The organism is Teichococcus aestuarii (assembly GCF_003116135.1).
GTDB classification, from domain to species: Bacteria; Pseudomonadota; Alphaproteobacteria; order Acetobacterales; family Acetobacteraceae; genus Pseudoroseomonas; species Pseudoroseomonas aestuarii.
In genome coordinates this window covers 13194-31213 of the sequence record NZ_PDOA01000019.1, presented here as the reverse complement: position 1 = coordinate 31213, position 18020 = coordinate 13194, and the positions used below count along the sequence as shown (strand labels likewise).

The following is an 18020-nucleotide window of genomic DNA, read 5'->3' as shown; positions in this document are numbered from 1 at the left end:
GCTTCACGTGGCGGGGCCGGCGGGGCCATAGGCGCGGCCCTTCCAGGCGGGGCGGCGGCCGAGCCAGCCGCCCAGCAGCGCCGACCACTGGATGCCCAGCGCCACGGCCACGGTGGCGGGATGCAGCGGCACCGTCCACCACGGCTCCCGCGTCCGCCAGGTGATGGCGGCGCGCAGGCCGAGCGAGAGCAGCAGCGCCGGCAGCGCCAGCGCGGTGAAGGGCAGCAGCAGCCAGGGCAGCAGGTGGGCGCCGCCCAGCAGCACGGTCCAGACCGGCAGGCCGAGCGGCGTGGCCATGCCCTCCCGCGCGTTCTTCAGGAAGCCCTCCCACCCCTCGCGGAAGCTCCGGTACATGCGGCAGCGCGCCAGCGGGGCGCCGTCCACCACCTCGGTGCGGAAGCCGCCCGCGCGCAGGCGGCGGGCCAGCGCCAGCCCGTCATGCAGCACGCTCGGGCCGGCGGCGTGGCCGCCCACCGCCGCATAGGCCGGCGCCTGCACCAGGATGAGCTGGCCGCAGGCGGCGGCAAGCGAGGCGCGGCTGCTGCCGGCGCGGCCGCCGCCGGGCAGGTAGCCCAGCATCATCAGGTTGATGGCCGGCACCGTCAGCGCCTCGCCCAGGGAGCCGATCTCCTGCCGCGGCACGCCGGTGACGAGGGCGATCTCGTGATCCTCCGCATGGGCGGCCAGGGCGGCGGCGGCATGCGGGGCTAGGCGGACATCGGCGTCGATGAACAGCAGGTGGGTGCCGCGCGCCGCCTCGGAGAGCCGGGCGCAGGCATGCACCTTGCCGGTCCAGCCCGGCGGCAGGGGCGGCGCCTGCAGCAGGCGCAGCCGGCGGTCCCGCTTCATCAGGCCGCGGACGATGGCGGCGGTGTCGTCCTGGCTGCCATCGTCCATCACCAGCACCTCGACCGCCACATCCTCGCTGGCCAGGGCGGCGCGGACGCAGGTCTCGATATGCGCCGCCTCGTCCCGCGCCGGGATGAGGATGGAGACGAGGCTGGGACCGGGCGGGGTGCCGCGCGGGCGGCGCAGCCGGCGCAGGTTCAACGTGCCGAGCAGGGCAGGGAAGGCGGCCAGGCCCAGCGCGGCCCAGCCGAGCCCGTTCGCCACGGCGCTCATGCGCGGCGGTCGTGCCGCGCGTCGAAGCGCTGGCCGCGCAACAGGGCGCGGCCGCGCCGCCAGAGATCGTAGATGCCGCCCATGCCTTCCCCTCCCTGCGCCACCACGCGGAACGCCTCCGGCCGGCGGGCGATGGCATCCCCGGCGAGGCGGTCCATCGTGCCGGCCAGCGCCCCGGCCAGCGCCGCCTGTCGTTGCTCCCGAGGCATGGCCTGCAATTCCGCCCCTGACAAGGGCGGGCCGAAGGCAGCCAGCATCTCCGCCTTGCGCTCGCTCCAGAAGGGGTATTCCAGCGCCAGGGGGATGAAGGTGGCGTGCGGCGCCAGCTCCGGCAGCCGCACCAGCCCGGGTGCTATGGGCACCGGCCGCTCCCGCGCATCGGCGAAGCGGCCGGGGGCGTTCATCCAGAGCATGTCGTCCCGCCCTGGTTCCAGCACGTGGGTGGCGGTGCGGAGGAAGGCCACGGCGCCGCGCGCGCTCTCCTGCTCCACCCCGAACACGCCGAGGCGGCGCATGAAGCCGTAGCGGGCGAGGGCCTGCGCCTCCATCGGGATGAACATGCGCCGGCCGGGGAAGAGACTGCGGGAGAGCAGCATGAAGGCCACCCCGTCCCACCAGGAGGGGTGGTTGGCGAACACCACCAGCGGCCCCGGCGGAAGCTGCGGCACCCCCCATTCCGCCACCCGCAGCGCCCGCATGTGGCGCCGTGCGAAGCGGCCGAACATGAAATGGTAGAACCGCATATGGGGCGCCGAATACAGGTCGGCGGGGGAGCCCGGAGGGGGCGGCGCCCCTTCCGGCCCCGGCCTGGAACTGCTCATTCCGCCGCCAGCGGCACCCCGCGCTGCCCCGCCGCGCGTGCCGCCTCGCTCATGCCGCGCCCGCCGAGGTCCTGGTCCAGCGCGTCGGCGGCGATCCAGCCGGACATCATCACCATGGGCATCCCCGGCCCCGGATGCGCGGCGCCGCCGGCGAGGTAGAGCCCCTTCACCGCGCGGGAGCGGTTGCCCGGCTTGAAGGCGCCGGTCCACACCCCGTGGCTGGCCAGGCCGTAGATGGCGCCGTCCAGCACCTTGTAGCGCTCGTGGATGTCCTGCGGCGTCAGCGCCTGCTCCACCACGATGCGCTCCTCGATATCCTCCATCCCCGCCGTGCGCTTCAGCTTGTCGAGGATGGTGCGGCGGTAGCCGGGCAGCATCGCCTTCCAGTCCTGGCCCGGGCGCAGGTGCGGGGTGTGCACCAGCACGTAGAGCGCCTCGCCGCCCTCGGGCGCCACGGAGGGGTCGGTGGCGGAGGGGGCGGCGAGGTAGGCGGTCGGGTCCGGCGCGGGGATGCCCTTCTTGTAGATGGCGTCGAACTCCTCCTCCGCGTCGCGGGAGAAGATGAAGTCGTGATGCGCCAGGTGCTCGTAGCGCCTGTTGAGGCCCAGATAGAGCACCACGCCGGAGCAGGCCGGCTCGTACTTCTTCCGGCTGTACTTCGCGGCCGGCGCCCCGCCCACCAGCTCCCCATAGGTGCGGATGGCATCCATGTTGGAGATGACGGCGTCGCAGGCGATCCGCTCGCCGCCCGCGAAGACGGCGCGCACCCGGCCGCCCTCCGTGTCCATCCCCGTCACCTCGACGCCGGGGCGGAGGTCGGCGCCGAGATCGGCGGCGAGCTTCGCCAGCCCCTCGGCCACGGCACGGGTGCCGCCCTTCGGGTACCACACCCCCTCGCTCGCCTGCATGTCGCCGATGCCGCAGAGCACGGCGGGGGCGAGGTAGGGGGAGGAGCCGACATACTGGCAGTAATGGTCCAGCATCTGCGCCAGCCGCGCATCCGGCACATGGCCGCGGATCACCTTGGCCACGCTCTGCCCCATGCGCAGCGCCAGCACGTCGCGCAGCGTGTCGGGCTGGAAGTTGGCCTTGAAGTCCAGCGTGTCGCCAATCCCTTCCACCGATTTCCAGAAGAAGAACTTCTCCGAGACGTCGTGCAGGTGGGTGGCCACGTCCTGGAAGCGGCGGTAGCCGTCGCCATTGCCGGGGGCGAAGCGGTTCATGCTCTCCGCCATGGCCGGCACGTCCTGCATCAGGTCAATGGCCGTGCCATCCTCGAAGAAGCAGCGCCATTGCGGGTCGAGCCGGATCAGCGGCAGGTCCTGCGCCTGGTCCCGCCCGGCCTCGGCGAAGATGCGGCGCAGCACGCGCGGCATGGTCAGGATGGTGGGGCCCATGTCGAAGCGGAAGCCGCTGTTGGACCCCACGGGGCCGCCGGGCAGGTTCAGCACCGCCGCCTTGCCGCCGAGCCAGGGGTTCTTGTCGAACAGCGTGACCCGGTGGCCACGCGCCGCGGCCACCGCCGCCGCCGACAGCCCGCCCAGGCCGGAGCCGATCACCACAACATGCGACGTCGTCATGCGACCGTCTCCTCTCCCTGCGCCATGGGCAGGCGCGTCTCGATGCCGCCGAGCCCCAGGTCGCGCGACAACAGGTCGGCGCTGATGCGCGCGCCCTCGTAGATCACCGGCAGGCCGCTGCCCGGATGCGTGCCGCCACCCACCAGATAGAGCCGCTCCGTGCTGCCGAAGCGGTTGCCGGGGCGGAAACAGAGCATCTGGCCCAGATCATGCGCCAGGTTGAAGGTGGCGCCATAGCCCACCGCGAACTCGTCGCGCCATTCCAGCGGCGTCACCATCCGTTCATAGCGGATGCGGGATTCGATGTCCGGCAGGCCGAGCGTGGCCAGCCGCCGCAGCGCCATGCGGCGGAATTCCGGCGCGCGCGTCGCCCAGTCGATGGTGCCGCGCAGGTTGGCCACCGGCACCAAGACATAGAGGCTGCTGTGCCCCGGCGGCGCCATGGAAGGGTCGGTGGCCACCGGGTTGTGCAGATAGAGGGAGGGCTCGCCCGGCAGCAGTCCGGTCTCGATCTCCTGCAGGTTGCGCCGGTAATCCTCGGCCAGCAGCACGGTGTGGTGCGCGATCTCGGGGAAGCGCCCCTCCACGCCGAGATAGAGCATGAAGGTGGAGCAGGAATAGCGCGCGCGCGCCAGATGCGCGTCCGACCAGCGCGGGCGCAGGGCATCCGGGATCAGCTTCGGCGCGGCATGGGCGAAGTCGGCGTTCATCACCACCGCGTCGGCCATCAGCCGCTCGCCGCCGACCTCGACGCCGGTGGCGCGCCTGCCCTCGAACAGCACGCGCTCGACCGGGGCGCCGAGGCGGATCTCGGCGCCCATCCGCTCGGCCACCCGCGCCATGGCCGTGGCCACGGCGCCGCAGCCGCCCTCGGGGTGGAACACGCCGTGCTCGTATTCCAGGAAGGAGAGGATGGTGAACAGGCTGGGGCAGCGGAACGGGCTCATCCCCAGATACTTGCTCTGGAACGAGAACAGCAGCCGGGTGCGCGGGTCGCGGAAGTAGCGCTTCAGCTCCGTGTCCACCGAGAGGTGCGGCCGCAGGTGCGGCAGCGCCTTCAGCATGTCGAGGCCGAACAGGTCGGCGGCGGAGGAGAAGCCGCGCTCCAGCACCGGGCGGAAGGCCTCCAGCTTGCTGCGGTTCTGCACCATGAAGTCGCGCAGGCGGGTGGCGTCCAGCGGGTCGATCTTGGCGATCTCGGCGGCCATGCGGTCGAGGTCGGGCGTGGCGTCGATCACCGGGCCGGCGCCGCCGCCGAAGATCAGGCGGTATTGCGGGTCCAGCCGCGTGAGCGCCACCTCGCGCCGCAGCTCGGCGCCGCAGCTCGCGAAGATCTCCTCGAGGATGCGCGGGTAGAGGAAGAAGGTGGGGCCGAGGTCGAATCGGTAGCCCTCGGGCGTCGTCAGGGTGCGGCTGCGGCCGCCCACCACCCCGTCCTTCTCCAGCAATGTGACACGGGCGCCGCGGGCCGCGAGCAGCATGGCCGCGGCCAGCCCGCCCGGCCCCGCGCCGATGACGATGACATGAGGGCGCCCGCCCGGGCGTCCAGGACCGGGCGAGGTGGGTAGGGGCAAGGAAGCGTTCATGCCGACTTTGCGATCACCTGTCTGGTTCATCTGCAGAGTTGCGGCGTGTTCGTCCCTTGCCAAGGGTTACATCGATGAGAGCCGTCCTTCATCCTGCCGAACGCTGCGGTTCCGGCGCCGGGTGGTCGGCGTCAGGCCGCCACCGGGCGGGCGCTGTCGTCGAAGCCGTGCGGATGGGCGGCGCGCCAGGCATAGGCGGTGCGGACGATGTCCTCCAGCGCGGCGTATTGCGGGGTCCAGCCGGTTTCCTCGCGCAGCAGGGTGTTGGAGGCTACCAGCACCGCCGGGTCGCCCAGGCGCCGCGGGCCGGTGCGGTAGGGCACCGGCCGGCCGGTGACGCGCTGCACGGTGTCGATCACCTCGCGCACCGAGTAGCCGCTGCCGTTGCCGACATTGTAGCGGACGCTGCGGCCCTGCTCCAGCACGCCCAGCACGCGCAGATGCGCGTCCGCCAGGTCGGTCACGTGCACATAGTCGCGGATGCAGGTGCCATCCGGGGTGTCGTAGTCGGTGCCGAACAGGGTCAGCTCCGGCCCGAGCCCCAGCGCGGCGTTGATGGCCAGCGGGATGAGGTGGGTCTCGGGGTTGTGGTCCTCGCCCAGCCGGCCCTGCGGGTCGGCGCCGGCGGCATTGAAGTAGCGCAGGCTGGCCGAGCGCAGGCCATGCACCCGCTCCGCCCATTCCAGCCCGCGCTCCGCCATCAGCTTCGACTCGCCATAGGCGGAGACGGGGCCGAGGCGGCAGCCCTCGTCGATCGGCAGCCGCTCGGGGAAGCCGAACAGCGCGGCGGTGGAGGAGAGCACGAAGCGCTGGCAGCCCGCCTTGATGGCGGCATCGGCCAGGCCGAGCGTGTTGGAAAGGTTCTCGGTGATGTAGCGCAGCGGCTCACGCATGCTCTCTCCCACCAGGGAGAGGGCCGCGAAGTGCAGCACACCGTCGAACTTCCAGCCGGCGAGGACATCGGCCACCCGGGCGCGATCCGCGAGGTCGGCCACCACCAGCTCCACCCCTTCCGGAATGGCGGCGCGGTGGCCCTGCCGCAGGTCGTCGATGACGACGACGTCATCACCACGCTCCTTAAGGGCGAGGACCACATGGCTGCCGACATAGCCGGCCCCGCCCGTAACAAGGAAGCGTGCCATCCCAAGATCCTTTACTCTGGAGCAAAAATGATGCGCCGGACCTTATCTCGTCAACGCGGGCCCGTGCATTAAACATCCAGTTCAACAAGCACCGGCACATGGTCGCTGGCCTGGGTCCAACCCCGCGCTGTGCGGTGGATCCGCCAGTCGCGCAGATGGCTGGCCAGATCCTGGCTGACCCAGATGTGATCCAGCCTCCGGCCCCGGTCCGAAGCCTCCCAGTCCCGCGCCCGGTAGGACCACCAGGTGTAGAGCTTCTCCGGCGGCGGCACGAAGTGCCGGATGGCATCGTGCCAGCCGCCGGCACGCTGCCACCCCTCCAGCGCCGCCACCTCGACAGGGGTGTGGGAGACGACGTCGAGAAGCTGCCTGTGGCTCCAGACATCGCTCTCGAGGGGGGCGATGTTGAGATCGCCCATCATCACCGCGCGCCGCGCCGGTCCGCGCGCCGCGTCCCAGGCCGTGGCCTCGGCAATGAAGTCCAGCTTGTGGGCGAATTTCGGGTTGGCCCCGCGGTCGGGAATGTCGCCGCCGGCAGGAACGTAGAAGTTGTGCACCTCCAGCCCGCCCGGCACCGCCAGATCGACGCCGAGATGCCGGCAATCGCCCTTGGCGCACCAGTCCGGGTCGCCCGGCCGGAGCGCGAAGGGAATGCGCGAGAGGATGGCGGTCCCGTTATAGCCCTTCATGCCCCTCACCGCCCGATGCGGGAAGCCCAGCGCCTCGACGCCTGCGTGTGGAAACAGATCGTCGGGGCATTTCGTTTCCTGCAGGCAGATCACGTCGGGCGCGAGGTCGCGCACCAGATCGGCCAGCAGGGGCAGACGCAGGCGGACGGAATTGATGTTCCAGGTGACGATGCGGAGGGTCGGCATGCGCGCTCGATAATCTGGATGGCGGGGCAGGGCTAGGGCGCTTCCGTCTCTCCTGCCGTCCACCCCTGTCTTCACCACGCCGCCAACGCGCTGTTTTCAGGCGATATCGTGCTTCGGCAGGCTGTCGGGGCCAGCGCCCCGGGCGCGAAGGCAGGATGACGGAAAAGGTGGCGCCCGGTCGGGGGGGACCGGGCGCCTTTGGGGGGTATCATTCCTTGGGGGAATGGTCGGGTGAGCCGGAGGGGAGCCGGCCAACCAGTGCCAAAATGGCACCTCCCGACGGGAAGATAAGGGTTTTTTGCCGCAACTCAAAAACGTTTGACGCGAAAACTTCGATTCGGCCTGTGGCTATTCCGCCGCAAGCGCCGCCGCGGAGGCGGCGTTGCCAACCCGTTCCAGGGCCCAGCGCGTCGCGGCTGTCCCGAAGGCCTCGAACAGGCGGCGGGAGAGGATATCCTCCGCCCAGTCATATTCCGGGTGCCACTGCACGCCGAGGGCGAAGCCCCGGGCGCCTTCCACGCGGCCACCCTCGATGGTGCCATCCGGCGCCCAGGCCTCCGGCAACAGCCGGGGGGCGGCCCGGGACACCGCCTGGTTGTGCAGCGAGTTCACCGGCACGCCCTCCGGCGACCAGTCCAGCCCCTGCCAGACCCGCGCCAGCATCCCGCCTTCCAGCACGCGCACATTGTGCGCCTTGCCCGTGCGCACCCTTGGCAGCACCTGGTCGACCGGGGTGGAGTGGTCCAGCCGGCCCGGCAGGTCCTGCACCCGCTGGTCCAGCGTGCCGCCCAGCGCCACGTTCAGCTCCTGGAAGCCGCGGCAGATGGCGAAGAGGGGCAGCCCCGCCTCCAGCGCCGCGCGGATCAGCGGCAGGGTGGTGGAATCCCGTGCCGGATCCTCCGGCGTGCCTTCCAGGTGCGGCGGGCCGGCGTAGAGGCCGGGCGCCACGTTGGAGCGGCTGCCGGTGAGCAGCAGCCCGTCCAGGCGCGGCAGGATGTCCTGCACCACCGTGTCGCCCGCGGCCGGCACCAGGATCGGCGTGCCGCCGACCGGGCCCATTACGACCTTGATGTAATGGTCGGACACGGCGTGGTTGGGCATGGCGAAGGCGCCGAAGGCCTTCATGCAGCAGGGGATGCCGATCAAAGGGCGCATGAGGCAAAGGTTGCGCCGCAAGGCGGCGCGATCAAGGCATTAATCGTGCATAACGGTGGCGTCAGCCCTGCCTCAGCGTCGGCCCTCGCTCTCGAAGAAGGTCGGATCGTTGAAGGTGAAGAGGCGGCGGGGCAGGTTCACGCCGGTCTCGATCTGGCTCAGCGTCACCCGCGTCTGGCGGCCCTGGCCATCGACCACCAGCCACTGGCGCAGCTCCATCGGGTCCTCGGCCAGAACCAGGGTCAGGCGCCCCTCGGCCGGGTTGTCCCGCCGCCGCAGCGTGACGCCGACGAAGCCGTTGCCGCGCTCCACCCCCAGCACCTCGATGTCGCCGCCGAAGCGCAGCTGCGGCCTCAGCAGGAAGCCCAGCGGGGTGGAGGAGACCGGCACGATGCTCGGCTGCTTCAGTTCCCGGTCGTAGTAGAGGAACTGGCCGTCGGAGGCGATGAGCAGCAGCGGCTCCGGCGGGTCGTAGTCGAAGCGCATACGGCCGGGGCGGGCGATGTAGGCGGTGCCCTCGGCCGAGCCGCCCTGGTGCGCGATCTGCAGGAAGCGGGCGCGGAGCGTGGTGAGGCCGTTCATGTAGGCCTCGACCCGCGCCAGGACGGCGGCGGCCTGGTTGGCCGGCACCGCCTGGGCGGCGGCCGGCGCCGCCAGGAAGGGGCGCGGCAGGAGGGGCAGGGCGAGGGTGGCGGCGAGCAGCGTGCGGCGGTCCATGCCCCCTACTTGGCGCGCCGCCGCGCGCGGGAGAAGACCCCCGCTCACATCGGCCCGCCCGGCACCGCGGTGGCGCTGAGCGGCGGGAAGGCGCGCGCCTCCGGCAGCTGGTAGTGCCACCATTCCAGCCCGTAATGGTCCCACCCGGCGGCGGTCATCAGCCCCAGCAGCAGGGCGCGGTTGCGCTGGTCCTCCACCGGCACGCCGGGATGGCCGTGCGCCGATTCGGCCTCCACGGCATCGAATCCGGTGCCCATGGGCAGGGAGGCGCCGCTGGCGGCATCGGCCAGGGTGAGGTCCACCGCGGCGCCCCGCGGATGCACGCCGCCGGCGCGCGGGTCGGAGACGAAGCGCTTGTCCTCCACCGCGTGCCACAGCGCCCATTGCGCCTCCAGCGGCCGGAAGGCGTCGAACACGCGGAGCTTCAGCCCCAGCCGCGCCGCCTGGTCGCGCGCGCGGAACAGCCGCTCCCGCGCCAGCGGCAGCAGCAGCGCCACGGGCCGCCGGTAGATCGGCCGCCCGGTCAGGTTGTCCGGCGTGGCGTAGCGGAGATCGAGCAGGAAGCCGTCGGCTTCGTTTACGGGCAGGAGCATGGCCGTATTCTGTCACCCCGCCCGCCCGGTGTCGCCGCAGGCGCACCCGTAAGCAGACCGAAAAAAGAAGGGGGCCAGGGGGAATTCATTCTCCCTGCCTTTACTTCCTTCCCCGCACCGCGCGCATTCCTTCCAGGCCTCGCCTGCCCTATGGAACCCACCATGCGGATTCTGGCGATGGATGGCGCGCTGGCGCGGGCCTCGGCGGCGGTGTGGGTGGATGGCGCGGTGCGTGCCTCGGCCCTGGCGGAGGGTGCGCGTGGCCAGGCGGTGGCGCTGCCGCCGATGGTGGCGCGCGTGCTGGCCGAGGCGGGCCTCGCCGCGACCGAGCTGGACGCGGTGGCGGCGGTAATCGGCCCAGGCGGCTTCACCGGGCTGCGGGCCGCGCTGGCGCTGGCGCAGGGCGTGGCGCTGGCGGCCGGCTGCCCGGCCATCGGCGTCACCACCGGCGAGGCGCTGCGGGCGGCCCTGCCGCCGGCGCTGCGGGATGGGGTGGCCGTCTGGTCGGTGATCGACACCCGGCGAGGCCGTGTGCTGCTGGAGCGCTTCGCCCCCGGCGAGGATGCCGCCGCCGCCCCGCCGCAATCCCTGGCGCCGGAGGAGCTGCCCGACCCCGCCGGCCCGGTGGCGCTGGTGGGCGACATGGCCGGCGCCGTGGCGGAGGCGCTGGCGGCGCGCGGCATCGCGGCCCGGCTGACCGGGAGCCTGCTGCCGGAAGCCGGCGCCGTGGCCGCGGTGGCGGCGCTGCGGCTTGCCGGGCGGCTGCCGCCACGCGCCGCGCTGCCGCTCTATGTCGAGCCTCCCGCGGTGCGCCTGCCCGGTGCCTGAGCGGGAGGCCGGACCGCGGTCCGCGGGCGCGGCGGATTCGCCGGCGCTGGCGGCGCTGCACGCCCAGGCCTTCCCGCCCGGGGAGCGCTGGGGCGACGACGCGCTGCGGCTGCTGCTGGAGATGCCGGGGGCCTACGCCCTGCTGGTGCCGGAGAAGGGCTTCGTGATGGCCCGCGTGGCGGCGGACGAGGCGGAGATCCTCACCCTGGCGGTGGCGCCGCCGGCACGGCGGCAGGGTGTGGGCGGCACGCTGCTGGCGGCCGCGCTGGGCCGCGCCCTGGCCGCTGGCGCGGCCACGATGTTCCTGGAGGTCTCGGAGGCCAACACGGCCGCGCGCGCGCTCTACGCGGCGGCGGGCTTCACCGGGAGCGGCCGGCGCCGGCGCTACTACGCGGATGGCAGCGACGCGCTGGTGCTCAGCCGCCGCCTTTGCGGATCCTGAGCAGCACGCTGCCATCTTCTGCCGCGCTTTCGTCGAGAACCTCGTGCCCCTGCTCGATGGCGGTGCGCGGAACATTGCGAAGCGGCTCTTCTCCCCGCAACCGAACCAGCAGAATTCCACCCGCCGGCAGCCGATCCAGGGCCAGCCGCGTGCGGACGAATGTCATCGGGCAAGTCTCGGTTGTGATATCAAGAGATTGGTCAAAAAGTTCTTCTTGCGGCACAGTAATTTTTTGGGAGGATTGATCAATCACGATTTTAACTCCGATTGCTGTTGCAGAAGCTTGATGCGCAGCTATATGTTCGGCAAAGTCAAGGTCGTAAGATGCGTCCAGACTGCAACAGGAATTTTTCGCGAGGCGTGGGAATGTCGGAAGAACAGGGCGGACGTGAACTGCTGGGGCTGACAGCGCAGATTGTCGCCGCACATGTCTCAAACAACTCGGTTCCATTGTCGGACGTGCCGAACCTGATCGAGCAGGTTCACCGGACTTTGTCTGGTCTTGGTACGGCGCCGATTGTCACGGCCGCGCCTGTGGAACGCCCGCAGCCCGCCGTCGCCGTCAAGAAGTCGGTCACCGACGATTATCTGGTGTGCCTTGAAGACGGCAAGAAGTTGAAGATGCTGAAGCGGCATCTCAAGACCGCCTATGACATGACCCCGGAACAGTATCGTGAACGCTGGGGGCTGCCGGCCGACTATCCGATGGTCGCCCCGAACTATGCGCGCCACCGTTCGTCGCTCGCGAAGAAGATCGGCCTCGGCACCAAGCCGCGCGGCACCCGGCAGCGGCGCGTCGCGGCCTCCGCCTGAGGGCCTCGTCGCGGCCCGGCGCCGCGCTCCGCCCCCGTGGCCGGAGCGCCGCCGGCGACGAACCGACGCGGCCGCCTTGCCTTGGGCGGCCGATAATGGCAAGCCAGTGGCGTGGCTGCCGGGGCGCGCGGCGCCATTCCCGTATGGCGCACCCGGCCCTCGTGCCATAATGCGTGCCGGCCGGCGGCGGGAAGGTCCCGCGTCCCGCCGGCACAGGAGAGCTTCCGACCACTCCCATGGACACGCGCACCGACACGCCCCGCCACGCCGCCGAGAGCCAGCCCGACCCCCTGCGGATCGAGCGCCTGTGCATCGAGCGTGGCCTGAAGATGACCGGGCAGCGCCGGCTGATCGCGCGCGTGCTTTCCGAGGCGGTGGACCACCCGGATGTGGAGGAGCTCTACCGCCGCGCCCTCGCCCTCGATTCCCGCGTCTCCATCGCCACGGTCTACCGCACCGTCCGGCTGCTGGAGGAGAAGGGCATCCTGGAGCGGCACGATTTCGGCGGCGGCCGCGCCCGCTACGAGGCCACCGAGCATGGCCACCACCACCATCTGATCGACGTCGATTCCGGCAAGGTGATCGAGTTCTCCGACGCGGAGTGCGATGCCCTGGCGCAGGGGATCGCCGCCCGGCTCGGCTTCCGCCTGGTCGATTTCCGGCTGGAGCTGTTCGCCCGCCGCGCCCCCGAGGGCACTCCCCTGCCGCCCCGCCGCTCCACCCGCCGGCGCGGGGGGGACGAGGCATGACCGCGATGTCCGGGGCCGGCTTCGGCGAGCTGCGCAGCGGCAACCTCGGTGTCCGCGTCGCCACCGCGCAGGAGGAGGTCGACGCGGCGCAGGCGCTGCGCTACCGCGTCTTCTACGAGGAGATGGGCGCCCATCCGGACGCCGAGACCGCCGCCACGGCGCGCGACCGCGACGCCTTCGACGCCGTGGCCGACCACCTGCTGGTGGTCGACCACAATCTGGGCGAGGGCGCCGCCTCGGTGGTCGGCACCTACCGGCTGATCCGCCGCGCGGCGGCGGAGAAGGTGGGGGGCTTCTACTCCGCCTCGGAATACGACATCGGGCCGCTGCTGGCGCAGCCCGGCCAGGTGCTGGAGCTGGGGCGCTCCTGCGTCGATGCCCATTACCGCAACCGCGCGGCGATGCAGCTGCTGTGGTCCGGCATCGCCGCCTATGTGTCGCGCCACCAGATCGCGCTGATGTTCGGCTGCGCCAGCCTGCCCGGCACCGATCTCGACGCGCTGGCCCTGCCGCTCTCCTACCTGCACGCCCAGCACCTCGCGCCGGCCGAGATCCGCCCGCGCGCCGTGCCGGAGCGCTTCGTGCCGATGGACCGGCTCGACCCCGCGCAGATCGACGCCCGCGCCGCCCTGGCCGACCTGCCGCCGCTGGTGAAGGGCTATCTGCGCCTCGGCGGCTTCGTCGGCGACGGCGCGGTGATCGACACCCAGTTCAACACCACCGATGTCTGCGTGGTGGTGAAGACGGAGCTCGTCACCGAGAAGTATTCCCGCCACTACGAGCGGCACCGCGGCGCGCAGGAATAGGCGCCGCGGCGGCGCCAGATGTCATGGCCGCGAAATGAAGCGGTCATTGTCCTGCCGCTGCTGCTCCGCTATCCGGCTTGGCCATGGTGGCCATCGCCCGCATCCCCGACGACCTTCCGCAAACCCGGCGGCGCAAGAACCGGCCGCCGCCCCTGCGCCGTGCGCCAGGGCAGTTCGGCGAGGTGCTGGGGCAGGAGCCCCGGCCCGTCGCCGGCCGCCTGCGGGCGGTGCGGCGCCTCGTCTCCGCCCTGCTGTGGACCCTGCTCTGCATCCCCGTGCAGGCGCTGCTGCTGGCGCTGCCGGGACGCGGCAAGGCGGCCTTCCCGCGTTTCTACCATTCCGTGCTCTGCCGGCTGATCGGGCTGCGGGTGCAGGTGGTGGGCGAGATCTCGGCGGCGCGGCCCACCCTGTTCCTGTCCAACCATTCCTCCTGGCTGGACATTCTGGTGCTGGGCGGCGTGCTGGAAGCCGCCTTCGTCTCCAAGGCGGAGGTGGGGGACTGGCCGGTGGTGCGCACGGTGGCGCGGCTTGGCCGCACCGTCTTCGTCAGCCGCAGCCGCGGCCGCACGGGGGAGGAGGCCACCGCCATGCGCGGCCGCCTGCAGCAGGGCGACAGCCTGATCCTGTTCCCCGAGGGCACCAGCAACGATGGCGCGCGGGTGCTGCCCTTCCGCTCCGCCTTCCTCGGCGTGGCCGACGCGGCGGCGGCGGTGCAGCCGATCTCGGTGGTCTATGACCGCCTGGGCGGGCTGCCGGCCTGCCGGCGGGACCGACCGCATTTCGCCTGGTATGGCGATATGGACCTGGGCAGCCATTTCTGGCGGCTGGCACGGCAGCCGGGCGGGCGGGTGACGGTGCTGCTGCACCAGCCGGCCGACCCGCGCGCCTTCCGCGACCGCAAGGCCCTGACCCAGGCGGTGGAGCGGGCGGTGGCCGAGGGAGCCGCCGACCTGCGCCAGAACCGCACGCCGGTGCCGCTGCATCCGCGCTGATCCTCGCCAGGACGCCTGACAGAGAAAAGGCCGGGGAGCGGAGCTCCCCGGCCTTTTCTCTGTTCGGGCCTGCCGCCGCTACTCGGTCGGCGCCAGGCTCTTGATCAGGTCGAAGACGCGCTTGCGGACCGCAGGCTCGGTGATGCGGTAGTAGGCGCGCACCAGCTCCAGCGTCTCCCGCTTGTGCAGCGTGTCGTCCTCGAAGCCTTCCTGGTGCTCGGCGAAGCCGCCCAGCCGTGCCCGCAGGGCGCCGTTGCCACCCATGGCATCCGGCATGTCGTCGAAGAAGAAGCCGATCGGCACGTCCAGCACCCGGGCCAGGTCGAACAGGCGACTGGCCCCGATGCGGTTGACGCCCCGCTCGTATTTCTGAACCTGCTGGAAGGTCAGGCCGAGCGCCTCGCCCAGCTTTTCCTGACTCATGCCCAGAAGTGTCCGGCGCAGCCGGACACGGGTTCCGACATGGACGTCGATGGGGCTGGGGCGGTGCTCGCGCTCGCCTTTTTCCACGACATCATCCACGGGCATGCTTGACCCTCCGCCACCAATTGCAGGACCGCGTTCGCTGGCCGCGGTTCCGCCTATGCTCTCGCTGTGGCGTGCCACTCGGGCGACCCCCCGCTTGTGTGTGTGCAATTTAACTAAGGCTGAGTTAGGAAATTGTCAACTCTTTCGAGAATTCTCAAAAAATAAACAATCTGCCTACGCATTATCGCCTGATTGTAGACGAGCTTCTAACGGCTGCAACCGCCAGAACCAGGATCGCCATCAGGATCGCGCCGGAATTGCCAAGCCGCGCATAGATTGTCGGCGGTAGCGCGCCGGGCAGCGCAACCTGCTGCGTTCCCATCCGGCCCAGCCCGATCCAGGCGATCACCTCTCCGCGCGCACCGAAGACAGCCGAGATTCCGGTCTGCGCCGCCCGTGCCAGGGGCAGCCCCTCCTCCACCGCGCGCAGCCGCGCGGCGGCGAGGTGCTGGTAGGGTCCGGCCGAGAATCCGAACCAGGCGTCGTTGGTGATGTTGAGCAGCCAGGCCGGCCGCTCGGCCGGGGTGACGGCGCCGGGGAAGATCACCTCGTAGCAGATGAGGGGGCTGAAGGCCGGCAGGCCGGCGGGCGCCAGGGCGACCGGCCCGGGCCCGGCCGAGAAGTCCAGCCCGCCCTGCACCACGCGGATCGGGATCAGGCCGCGCAGGGGCATGTACTCGCCGAAGGGCACCAGATGCACCTTGTCGTAGACGCCGCGCAGCGTGCCGCTGGCGTCGATGGCCGAGAGGCTGTTGAACACCCGCCCCAGCGCGCCGTCCCCCTGCCATTCGGCGCGCACCGAGCCGGCCAGCAGCACGCCGCCCGGCGGCAGCACCTGCGCCACGTATCCGCGCGCCGCCTCGTCCTGCGGCAGCAGGAAGGGGCTGGCGGTCTCCGGCCAGATGACGGCCAGCGGGCGGCCTTCCGGCGTCCCGGCCGGGGGCGGGGCGGCGGCGCCCTCGCGGGTCAGCTCCAGGTAGCGGCGGAAGATCGGCCAGCGCTGGTCCTCGCGCCACTTCGCCTCCTGCTGGATGTTGCCCTGCACCAGCATCAGGGTCACGTCCTGCGCCGGCGGAGCGGGCCGGGCCAGGCGCGCGGCGCCGAGTCCGCCCAGCGCCAGCAGCGCCAGCGCGCCCCCGGCCAGCGCCCGGCGGGGCGCCTGCCGGCCCGGCCAGGGCAGCCCGGCCAGCAGCAGCGTCAGCAGCGAGAGGCCATAGACCCCCACCCAGGCGGCCGCCTGCAGCGGCAGGGGATGGAAGGCCCAGACCGAGCCCATGGCGTTCCAGGGGAAGCCGGTGAACAGCACGCCGCGCAGCATCTCCAGCAGCGTCCAGGCGCCGGCCAGGGCCAGCCAGCGGGGCCAGCCGGGCCGCGCCATCCAGGCGGCCAGCGCGGCCAGGGCGATGTAGAGCGCCAGCGGCAGCGCCAGCCCCGGCACGGCGATGGGCACCAGCCAGCCCCAGCGCCAGGGGTCGGTCAGCAGGGCGTGGCTGATCCAGTAGAGGCCGACGACATGGTGGCCCCAGCCCCAGGCGAAGCCTATCAGCGCCGCCCGCCGGGCCGAGCCGGCACCCTCCAGCAGGGCGAGCAGCCCCGGCACGGCCAGCAGCAGAACCGGCACCAGATGCAGCGGCGGCATGGCCAGGGCGCCCAGGGCGCCCAGGCCGAAGGCCGCGAACAGGGCCTTCCGGCCGCTCAGTCGGGAGAGGCGTGTCAGCACGGGCGGGAGAACCTCAGGAGAGGAGGCGGCGGGGCCGCGGCCCGCGGGGTTTCACCCCGGCGCGCCGCCACGGCAAGGCACCGGCCGCAAAGGGGCAGGCTGCGAGGGGGGGCGGCGGTCCAGAGACGCCGCCCCCGGTTCCGGTCAGGCGGCCGCCTGCGTCGTGCCGCTGCCGTTCCCGCTGCCGGGCCGGCGCACGCGCAGGCGGCGGATGCGGCGCGGGTCGGCGTCCAGCACGCGGAACTCCAGGCCGGAGGAGTGCGAGATCAGCTCCCCCTTGGCCGGCACGCGGCCTGCGAGGGTGAAGACCAGCCCGCCCACCGTGTCGATGTCCTGCTCCCGCTCATCCTCGGTGAGGATGGTGCCGAGGCGCTGCTCGAACAGCTCGATGGGGGTGCGGGCATCGAGGTCGATCAGCCCGTCCGTCCGCTCGACGATCTGCGCCGGCATGTCCTCGTCGTGCTCGTCGGAGATGTCGCCGGTGATGGTCTCGACCAGGTCCTCGATGGTGACGAGGCCGTCGATGCCGCCATACTCGTCCACCACCAGCGCCAGGTGCATGCGGGCCTGGCGCATCTGCAGCAGCAGGTCGAGCACCGGCATGGAGGGGACGACGAAGAGCGGCTTGCGCAGCACCGCCGCCATGCTGAAGGGCGCCTCGCGCCCGACGCTGGCGAACACGTCCTTGATGTGGACCATGCCGACGATCTCGTCGAGCTGCTCCCGGTAGACGGGGAAGCGGCTGTGGCCCTCGCGCTGGATCAGGCGGATGGCCTGCTCCAGCGTCAGGTCCTCCGGCATGGCGACGATGTCGGCGCGCGGCACCATCACGTCGCTGGCGGTCTTGCCGCGCAGCTTCAGCACGTTGGCCAGCAGGGCGCGCTCCTGCGCGTCCAGCTCGGGGCGCGGCGGGCCGTCATGCTCGTGGTGCTCGTGGTGCTCGCGGCCCTCGACCAGGGCCTCCACCTGGTCGCGCACGCTTTCGGCGGAGCGCCGCCGCAGCAGCCCCTGGATGCGCCAGAGGAGGCCGTCACGCGATTCGCTGCCGCTCATGTCACCCCTCGCCACGGATTGGGCATGTTCAGGCGCCGCATGATGCGCGCCTCGGCCCGTTCCATCCGGCGGGCCTCCCCGGCCTGGATGTGGTCGTGCCCGCCGAGATGCAGCGTGCCATGGGCCACCAGATGCGCCAGATGCGCGCCCACCCGGCGGCGCGCCGCGCGCGCCTCCCGCCGCACCACGCCGAGGGCGAGGGCGATGTCGCCGAGATGGCCGAAGCCCTCCCCGGGGAAGGACAGCACGTTGGTGGGCTTGACCTTGCCGCGATGCTGGCTGTTCAGGCGCTTGACCGCCCGGTCATCCGTCAGCAGCACGGTCATGGCCCCGGCGGGAGCCCCGGGCGGCGCGGCCTCCGGCACGGCGCCGTCGAGGACCATCTCGGCCCAGGCGGCGGCGGCGGCGCGGCGCGCCAGATCCTCGACCCGCGGCACGGCCGCGCGCCATGCCGGGGCTTCGATGATAACCATCACCTCCGGCTGCGAAGGCCCGGCC

At 72.0% G+C, this 18020-nt stretch carries 20 protein-coding genes; 6 read left to right on the top strand and 14 right to left on the bottom strand.

Annotated features, from left to right (window positions below):
* Nucleotides 1-3: 3 nt before the first annotated feature.
* From CR165_RS19840 to ddpX, 9 genes are all read right to left on the bottom strand, one after another.
* Nucleotides 4-1122 carry a glycosyltransferase gene (locus tag CR165_RS19840; RefSeq protein ID WP_109518680.1) on the bottom strand — a complete coding sequence of 373 codons (1119 nt, stop codon included), beginning with the start codon at nt 1120-1122 and terminating at the stop codon, nt 4-6.
* On the bottom strand, nt 1119-1865 hold the full coding sequence (locus tag CR165_RS19835; protein WP_109518679.1) for a lysophospholipid acyltransferase family protein: 747 nt from the start codon (nt 1863-1865) through the stop codon (nt 1119-1121). The genes CR165_RS19840 and CR165_RS19835 overlap by 4 nt, the downstream gene beginning before the upstream one ends.
* Before the next feature lie 74 nt (nt 1866-1939).
* Complete coding sequence (locus CR165_RS19830; RefSeq protein WP_109518678.1) at nt 1940-3523, bottom strand: phytoene desaturase family protein; 1584 nt, start codon at nt 3521-3523, stop codon at nt 1940-1942.
* Nucleotides 3520-5109 (bottom strand): phytoene desaturase family protein, encoded by a 1590-nt coding sequence (gene crtI, locus CR165_RS19825; protein WP_109518677.1) that lies wholly within the window; start codon nt 5107-5109, stop codon nt 3520-3522. Before crtI ends, CR165_RS19830 begins: the two co-directional genes overlap by 4 nt.
* A gap of 131 nt (nt 5110-5240) precedes the next feature.
* Nucleotides 5241-6251 carry a UDP-glucose 4-epimerase GalE gene (galE, locus tag CR165_RS19820; RefSeq protein WP_109518676.1) on the bottom strand — a complete coding sequence of 337 codons (1011 nt, stop codon included), beginning with the start codon at nt 6249-6251 and terminating at the stop codon, nt 5241-5243.
* A gap of 68 nt (nt 6252-6319) precedes the next feature.
* Nucleotides 6320-7126: an exodeoxyribonuclease III gene (locus tag CR165_RS19815; RefSeq protein ID WP_109518675.1), complete on the bottom strand. Its 807-nt coding sequence runs from the start codon at nt 7124-7126 to the stop codon at nt 6320-6322.
* 348 nt (nt 7127-7474) lie between these two features.
* Complete coding sequence (locus tag CR165_RS19810) at nt 7475-8281, bottom strand: gamma-glutamyl-gamma-aminobutyrate hydrolase family protein (protein WP_109518674.1); 807 nt, start codon at nt 8279-8281, stop codon at nt 7475-7477.
* 72 nt (nt 8282-8353) lie between these two features.
* Nucleotides 8354-8998, bottom strand: a complete 645-nt coding sequence (locus CR165_RS19805; protein ID WP_109518673.1) for a LolA family protein — start codon at nt 8996-8998, stop codon at nt 8354-8356.
* 44 nt (nt 8999-9042) lie between these two features.
* Nucleotides 9043-9591: a D-alanyl-D-alanine dipeptidase gene (gene ddpX / locus CR165_RS19800; protein WP_109518672.1), complete on the bottom strand. Its 549-nt coding sequence runs from the start codon at nt 9589-9591 to the stop codon at nt 9043-9045.
* A gap of 162 nt (nt 9592-9753) precedes the next feature.
* Here ddpX and tsaB point away from each other — a divergent pair, with 162 nt between their 5' ends.
* Nucleotides 9754-10419 (top strand): tRNA (adenosine(37)-N6)-threonylcarbamoyltransferase complex dimerization subunit type 1 TsaB, encoded by a 666-nt coding sequence (tsaB, locus tag CR165_RS19795; RefSeq protein WP_181378250.1) that lies wholly within the window; start codon nt 9754-9756, stop codon nt 10417-10419.
* Entirely contained in the window at nt 10412-10861 is a 450-nt protein-coding gene (locus CR165_RS19790; protein ID WP_245906603.1) for a GNAT family N-acetyltransferase, read from the top strand. The genes tsaB and CR165_RS19790 overlap by 8 nt, the downstream gene beginning before the upstream one ends.
* Here CR165_RS19790 and CR165_RS25740 read toward each other — a convergent pair.
* Nucleotides 10836-11027, bottom strand: coding sequence for a sulfurtransferase TusA family protein (locus tag CR165_RS25740; RefSeq protein WP_245906610.1), 192 nt, complete (start codon nt 11025-11027; stop codon nt 10836-10838). The genes CR165_RS19790 and CR165_RS25740 overlap by 26 nt on opposite strands.
* Nucleotides 11028-11227: 200 nt before the next feature.
* On the opposite strand from CR165_RS25740, the gene CR165_RS19780 reads away from it, so the two are divergent.
* From CR165_RS19780 to CR165_RS19765, 4 genes are all read left to right on the top strand, one after another.
* Nucleotides 11228-11674 (top strand): MucR family transcriptional regulator, encoded by a 447-nt coding sequence (locus tag CR165_RS19780; protein ID WP_109518669.1) that lies wholly within the window; start codon nt 11228-11230, stop codon nt 11672-11674.
* 236 nt (nt 11675-11910) lie between these two features.
* Entirely contained in the window at nt 11911-12423 is a 513-nt protein-coding gene (locus tag CR165_RS19775) for a Fur family transcriptional regulator (RefSeq protein ID WP_109518668.1), read from the top strand.
* Nucleotides 12424-12428: 5 nt separating this feature from the next.
* Nucleotides 12429-13229, top strand: a complete 801-nt coding sequence (locus tag CR165_RS19770; protein WP_109518667.1) for a GNAT family N-acetyltransferase — start codon at nt 12429-12431, stop codon at nt 13227-13229.
* A gap of 83 nt (nt 13230-13312) precedes the next feature.
* Entirely contained in the window at nt 13313-14221 is a 909-nt protein-coding gene (locus tag CR165_RS19765) for a lysophospholipid acyltransferase family protein (protein ID WP_109518666.1), read from the top strand.
* Between the two features lie 78 nt (nt 14222-14299).
* Here the strand turns inward: CR165_RS19765 and CR165_RS19760 are convergent, their stop codons facing one another.
* The 4 genes from CR165_RS19760 to ybeY all read right to left on the bottom strand — a co-directional run bounded on the left by CR165_RS19760 (nt 14300) and on the right by ybeY (nt 17995).
* A complete protein-coding gene (locus CR165_RS19760; RefSeq protein ID WP_109518665.1) occupies nt 14300-14749 on the bottom strand; it encodes a helix-turn-helix domain-containing protein in 450 nt (149 codons plus the stop codon).
* 181 nt (nt 14750-14930) lie between these two features.
* Nucleotides 14931-16469, bottom strand: a complete 1539-nt coding sequence (gene lnt, locus CR165_RS19755; protein ID WP_245906602.1) for an apolipoprotein N-acyltransferase — start codon at nt 16467-16469, stop codon at nt 14931-14933.
* Between the two features lie 144 nt (nt 16470-16613).
* Nucleotides 16614-17522 (bottom strand): hemolysin family protein, encoded by a 909-nt coding sequence (locus CR165_RS19750; protein ID WP_109518664.1) that lies wholly within the window; start codon nt 17520-17522, stop codon nt 16614-16616.
* Nucleotides 17519-17995, bottom strand: a complete 477-nt coding sequence (ybeY, locus tag CR165_RS19745) for an rRNA maturation RNase YbeY (protein WP_109518714.1) — start codon at nt 17993-17995, stop codon at nt 17519-17521. Before ybeY ends, CR165_RS19750 begins: the two co-directional genes overlap by 4 nt.
* Between the last annotated feature and the right edge of the window lie 25 nt (nt 17996-18020).